This is a genomic window from Skermanella sp., from assembly GCF_059503625.1.
In genome coordinates this window covers 4934-10248 of the sequence record NZ_JCACHA010000757.1, presented here as the reverse complement: position 1 = coordinate 10248, position 5315 = coordinate 4934, and the positions used below count along the sequence as shown (strand labels likewise).

At 64.7% G+C, this 5315-nt stretch carries 6 protein-coding genes; 1 reads left to right on the top strand and 5 read right to left on the bottom strand.

Annotation, left to right across the window (positions count from 1 at the left end; all coding sequences use genetic code 11):
• Positions 1 to 141 precede the first annotated feature (141 nt).
• Entirely contained in the window at positions 142 to 402 is a 261-nt protein-coding gene (locus AC5JJ6_RS26235; RefSeq protein WP_496044894.1) for a hypothetical protein, read from the bottom strand.
• Between the two features lie 86 nt (positions 403 to 488).
• The gene (locus tag AC5JJ6_RS26230; RefSeq protein WP_044428689.1) at positions 489 to 1478 is read right to left on the bottom strand and encodes a 2-hydroxyacid dehydrogenase; all 990 of its coding nucleotides are present in this window, start codon (positions 1476 to 1478) and stop codon (positions 489 to 491) included.
• Positions 1479 to 1668: 190 nt separating this feature from the next.
• Here AC5JJ6_RS26230 and AC5JJ6_RS26225 point away from each other — a divergent pair, with 190 nt between their 5' ends.
• The gene (locus AC5JJ6_RS26225; RefSeq protein ID WP_496044893.1) at positions 1669 to 2205 is read left to right on the top strand and encodes an SH3 domain-containing protein; all 537 of its coding nucleotides are present in this window, start codon (positions 1669 to 1671) and stop codon (positions 2203 to 2205) included.
• A gap of 154 nt (positions 2206 to 2359) precedes the next feature.
• Here AC5JJ6_RS26225 and AC5JJ6_RS26220 read toward each other — a convergent pair whose 3' ends face one another.
• The 3 genes from AC5JJ6_RS26220 to AC5JJ6_RS26210 all read right to left on the bottom strand — a co-directional run bounded on the left by AC5JJ6_RS26220 (position 2360) and on the right by AC5JJ6_RS26210 (position 4969).
• The gene (locus AC5JJ6_RS26220; RefSeq protein ID WP_496044892.1) at positions 2360 to 2968 is read right to left on the bottom strand and encodes a DUF3501 family protein; all 609 of its coding nucleotides are present in this window, start codon (positions 2966 to 2968) and stop codon (positions 2360 to 2362) included.
• Positions 2969 to 3035: 67 nt separating this feature from the next.
• Positions 3036 to 4433 (bottom strand): heterodisulfide reductase-related iron-sulfur binding cluster, encoded by a 1398-nt coding sequence (locus AC5JJ6_RS26215; RefSeq protein ID WP_496044891.1) that lies wholly within the window; start codon positions 4431 to 4433, stop codon positions 3036 to 3038.
• 119 nt (positions 4434 to 4552) lie between these two features.
• Positions 4553 to 4969, bottom strand: a complete 417-nt coding sequence (locus AC5JJ6_RS26210) for a rubrerythrin family protein (RefSeq protein ID WP_496044890.1) — start codon at positions 4967 to 4969, stop codon at positions 4553 to 4555.
• Between the last annotated feature and the right edge of the window lie 346 nt (positions 4970 to 5315).

Genomic DNA, 5315 nt, shown 5'->3' with positions numbered 1-5315 from the left:
TGGAACACCACGGCGGCAGGATCTGGCTGACCTCGGAGCCGGGCAAGGGCAGCACCTTCCACTTCACGCTGGCGAAACAGGCGGCGGAAACGCAGGCGGCCTGATACCGGCGGCGGCTGGAGTTGGGCAGCCGCGGGCCGGTTATGGGTCCCGGTAGTTCAGAAGGTCGTGCTTCACCGATTTCCAGACCATCGACAGCATGTAGATGAAGGTGAAGCCGACGATGTTGAGCACCAGCACCACGGCGATCATGCCGAGCATGGATTGCTGGTCCAGGAACATCCGCAGGGTTCCGTCGAGGTGAAGGACGATCAGGACGGCGACGCTGCCGCCGACGATGCCCAGCGGCAGCAGCACTTTCAGCAGAACGGTCCGCAGGGTCTTGTGAGGGCGCCGGTCCATGGTCCGCTGCTCCCGCTATCGTGACGCCTGGAGATCAGGCGGGTGCCCGGCGTGCCGGACACCCCTGACATAGGCGGCAGGGCGCCTCAGAACATCGCTTCGAGCACGCGGTCCGGCGGTGCGTGCCCGTCGATGAAGGTCTTGATGTTGATGATGACCTTCTCGCCCATGTCGATTCGGCCTTCGATCGTCGCCGAGCCCATGTGCGGCAGCAGTACGACGTTGTCGAGCGTCAGCAGCTTGGGATTGACGGCGGGCTCGTGCTCGAACACGTCGAGTCCGGCGCCGGCCAGCTCGCCCTTCTGGAGCATGCGGGTCAGCGCGTTCTCGTCCACCACTTCGCCGCGCGACGTGTTGACGATGTAGCAGTGCGGCCGGAGAAGCTGGAGCCGGCGGGCCGACAGCAGATGGTACGTCGCCGGGGTATGCGGGCAGTTGATGGACAGGATGTCCATCCGCGCCAGCATCTGGTCCAGGCTTTCCCAATACGTCGCTTCCAGCTCGCCTTCGATCTCCGGATGGACGCGGCGGCGGTTGTGGTAGTGGATCGACAGGCCGAATCCGCGCGCCCGCTTGGCGAGCGCCTGACCGATCCGGCCGAGACCGACGATGCCCAGGCGCTTGCCCCAGATGCGGTGGCCCAGCATCGTGGTCGGACCCCAGCCCTTCCAGTCGCCGGAGCGGACCAGCCGCTCGCCCTCCGACAGGCGGCGCGACACGGCGAGCAGCAGCGCCATGGTCATATCCGCCGTGTCCTCCGTCAGGACGCCGGGAGTGTTGGTGACGGTGATGCCGCGCTGGCGCGCGGTCTTCAGGTCGATGTGGTCCACGCCGGTGCCGAACGAGGCGATCAGGCGCAGGTTGGGACCGGCCTGGGACAGCAGGCGGGCGTCGATCCTGTCGGTCACGGTGGGGACCAGGACGTCGGCGGTCTTGACGGCCTCGATCAGTTCCGACGGGCCGGGCGGCGTGTCGTCGTGATTGAGGCGGGTATCGAACAGCTCCATCATCCGCGTCTCGATGACGTCCGGCAGCTTGCGCGTGACGACTACGACGGGCTTTTTCTTCTCGGGCATCGTACCGGATCTCCCTGGCGGCTTCCCCTTGCCATACCAAGGCCCATGGCATCTTGTCCAGCGGCACCGCTGTCACGGTGACCACCTCTTAACGGACTTGCTATAGATTAGGCGATCCCGATCGGCCATACCGCTGCCACATTGAGTGACTAGCCCCTCCGTTGGGCTTACCAGACCAGAGTTCGCGTCCATGATCCTTGCCGCCCGTATCGGCATTCTCGCCCTTTGCCTGACCGTCCTGCCGTCTACCTTCGCCGGCATGCCGGCCGCCCAAGCCCAGGAATCGGAGTCGGTCCCCGGCATGGCTCCGCCCACGGGGCTGCCGGTCCCGCGCTTCGTCTCGCTGCGCTCGGCCGAGGTCAACGTCAGGACGGGTCCCGGCACCCGCTATCCGGTGGAATGGGTGTTCGTGAAACGCGACATACCGGTCGAGATCACGGCCGAGTTCGATACGTGGCGGCGCATCCGCGACTGGGAGGGCACCGAAGGCTGGGTCCACCAGAGCATGCTGTCGGGCAAGCGTGCGATCATGGTGCTGGGCGACGTCCGCACCCTGCGGCGATCGGCGGGCGACAGCGCCGGCGGACTTGCCAAGGTCGAGCCGGGGGTCGCCGGCAAGCTGCTGCACTGCCAGACCAACTGGTGCGAGGTCAATGTCGGCGGCTATCGCGGCTGGCTCCAGAAGTCTGAGTTCTGGGGCGTCTACCCGGCGGAGACGCTCGAGTAGTTTCACCGGAGGGAGATCGCGGCGGCCTCCGGCGAAGGGGTGGCAAATGGCCGCACGGGCGACCTGCCTGCGGCATCGGCCTTCAGGCCGACCGTTCGCGATGGAAACGCACACAATGAAGGCAAGAGATCCGTTTTCTTAACTGGTCGGATCTTTACGAAGATTGCCGAAAATCCCTGGCCAGCTCGCTACGGACCGCTTCCGGCAATATCGCCATATGCCCGTACTGCTCGTGCCCGATGCCCAGTATCACCTGCATACCCTCCTTCCGGAACTTCGCGATCTGATCGGGCGTCAGGGTGAAGTGAAGGAAGTGGACGCTCGACGCCTTGCCGGCCTCGCTGGTGCGCTCGACATCCCGTTCCGGTTCGGCGCTGACCGTCTCACCGTCGAATTGCAGGCTAATCGTGTTCTCGACGCCGCCCAGCCGGTTCAGCAGAGCGGCCCGCCGGACCGGGTCGTCGATCTCGAACATCAGGGTTGCGACCAGCTCTTCGCCTTTGGGGATCAGCGGGTTGTAGGCGAGGAGTTCGCCGGCGATCTGCTCTTCGCCGCCTTTCTCGATGCGCAGCATCTCGTGGATCTGGAGCCACATGGTATCGTAGCTCTCGAAATGGAAAGTCGCCGAAGGCCCGACGGATACCCGGCGGTTCTTCTTGACCGCGACCACCTCCCGGCGCTTGTCCGCCCTGATCCCGGCATAGTCTTCCATGGACAGGATATCGGCGCGGCTGAGTAAGGTCCTGGCGGGTGCCGTCGTCATGGAGCAATCCTTTCTCTGGCCTTTATGGGGCTGGCCTCAATGGGAATTCCGAGCCTCGCCGGCAGCCTCAGCCGGCAAGGCCGTAGGCGCGGGCGAAGATTTCGATCGGGTGCAAAGTCTCGAATTCGGCGGGAGGCTGCGGCGCATCCTTGCCCAGCCGCTCCATCCCTTGGGCGATATGGGCGCCGGCGAGCGGGCATTCGGATGCGACGAAGGCCTTGGCCTGCTTCAGCGCCTGGGTTGCCACCGGCTTGCCGATCTTCAGCGCCACCTCGTAGTTTTCCGTCATGATACCCCACGAACCGCCATGGCCGGAGCAGCGCTCCACCACCTTGACGTCCGGCGCCTTGCCCTCGGCGCCCGGGATCAGCCGCAGCATTTCCGCCGCCTTGGGACCCATGTTCTGAGCCCTGGCATGGCAGGCAAGGTGCAGCGTGACGCCGCCGGGCAGCGGCTTCAATCCTGGCGCCAGCCCGGCGTTCCGGGCGATGTCCACGACGTACTGGCTGATGTCGAAGGAATGGCTGGCGAGCTTTTCGACCGCCGCCCGGTGCGGCGCGTCCTGCGGCACGATCAGCGGCCATTCGAACTTCAGCATCAGGGCACAGCTCGGCACCAGGGCTATCACGTCGTAGCCCCGGTCGATCCATCCGGCCAGTTCGGCCGCCACCGCGGCCGCCCGGTCCGAGACGGCGGCCAGATCGCCCTGCTCGAGCTGCGGCATGCCGCAGCAGGCGGGATAGACGACTTCCGTCTCGACCCCGTTATGGGCCAGCACGGCGCGGGCGGCGGTGCCGATGGGCGGGTTGTTGTAGTTGACGAAGCAGGTGGCGTAGAGCACCGCCTTGCGTCCGAAGGCAGGCGCCTCGCGGTTCGGCGTCAGTCCGTCGGACTTCGCCCGGAGCGCGAAGGTCCTGCCGTGGAACTTCGGCAGGTGGGCGTCGCGGTGGATTCCGGCGACCGCTTCCAGCACCGGGCGGGTCAGCGTGTTGCCGGCATCGGATGCCCAATTGGCGACCGGAGCGGCGAGGGCCGCGAGCCTGCCGTTGCGGTCGGTCTTCGTCAGTTCGCGCACCGCCAGCGGCGTCCCGCCCTTGCGGTGCTCTATCGCGCGGTAGCGCAGCATCAGATGCGGGAAATCCAGGTCGAAGTCGTGCGGCGGCACGTAGGGGCACTTCGTCATGAAGCACAGGTCGCACAGCGTGCAGGCGTCCACCACAGGCTTGAACCGGTCGGAACTCACGTCATGCAGTTCGCCGGATTCGGTGGCGTCGATCATGTCGAACAGCCGGGGAAAACTGTCGCACAGGTTGAAGCAGCGGCGGCAGCCATGACACAGGTCGAAGACCCGGCGCAATTCGGCGTCGAGCTTTTCCTCGTCGTGGAAATCGGGATTCCGCCAATCGACCGGATGGCGGGTGGGAGCCTTCAGGCTGCCTTCGGATATCGTACCGGTTTCGGACATGACGGACCGCCCTCGCTTATGCACCAGAAGCGCCGGGTAACGGGAGCCCCTCAAGGGCCTGCCCCGGCGGCAGGCCCCTTAATCGGCGCGGCTGATTGTTGAAGGACGGACGGGAGCGCTCAGTTGAGCTGGTCGAGCGCCTTCTGGAAGCGGCCGGCGTGGGACTTCTCGGCCTTGGCGAGGGTCTCGAACCAGTCGGCGACCTCATCGAAGCCTTCTTCGCGGGCGGTCCGCGCGAAGCCCGGATACATGTCGGTGTATTCGTGGGTCTCGCCGGCGATGGAGGCAACCAGGTTCAGCTCGGTGTTGCCGATCGGCAGGCCGGTGGCGGGATCGCCGACTTCTTCCAGGAATTCCAAATGGCCGTGGGCGTGGCCGGTCTCGCCTTCGGCGGTCGAGCGGAACACGGCGGCGACATCGTTGTAGCCTTCGACGTCGGCCTTCTGTGCGAAATACAGATAGCGGCGGTTTGCCTGGCTTTCGCCAGCGAATGCAGCCTTCAAATTCTGCTCGGTCTTGCTACCTGAGAGTGACATTGATTCCTCCGCAGTTATGAAACGGTATTAATATGGTCCGTATGGATGCACTACGGTACCGTTCCGTCACTTTTATGCGCTGGGAGGATAATAAGAGTCAATTAATTTAGAAATATTCTAAAATGTTTTATTTCTGATTGTTGGCCTATCGCACTAATTTTCTTGCGCGCTTGGGATATCTCTCAGGCTTCCTCGGGCGCCAGCCTGATGATCACGTCCACCCGCGCCACCCGCGTACCCGCTGGGGCCGTCGGGAAATGCGCGACGGTCACGCTCTCCCCCGGAATGTCCTGGAGGTTGCCAGTGCCCTCGAAGAAGAAATGATGATGGTCGGAGGTATTGGTGT

Excerpts from the sequence above, each read along its gene's own strand:
- AC5JJ6_RS26235 (WP_496044894.1), bottom strand. The coding sequence starts at position 402 with ATGGACCGGCGCCCTCACAAGACCCTGCGGACCGTTCTGCTGAAAGTG.
- AC5JJ6_RS26230 (WP_044428689.1), bottom strand. The coding sequence starts at position 1,478 with ATGCCCGAGAAGAAAAAGCCCGTCGTAGTCGTCACGCGCAAGCTGCCG.
- AC5JJ6_RS26225 (WP_496044893.1), top strand. The coding sequence starts at position 1,669 with ATGATCCTTGCCGCCCGTATCGGCATTCTCGCCCTTTGCCTGACCGTC.
- AC5JJ6_RS26220 (WP_496044892.1), bottom strand. The coding sequence starts at position 2,968 with ATGACGACGGCACCCGCCAGGACCTTACTCAGCCGCGCCGATATCCTG.
- AC5JJ6_RS26215 (WP_496044891.1), bottom strand. The coding sequence starts at position 4,433 with ATGTCCGAAACCGGTACGATATCCGAAGGCAGCCTGAAGGCTCCCACC.
- AC5JJ6_RS26210 (WP_496044890.1), bottom strand. The coding sequence starts at position 4,969 with ATGTCACTCTCAGGTAGCAAGACCGAGCAGAATTTGAAGGCTGCATTC.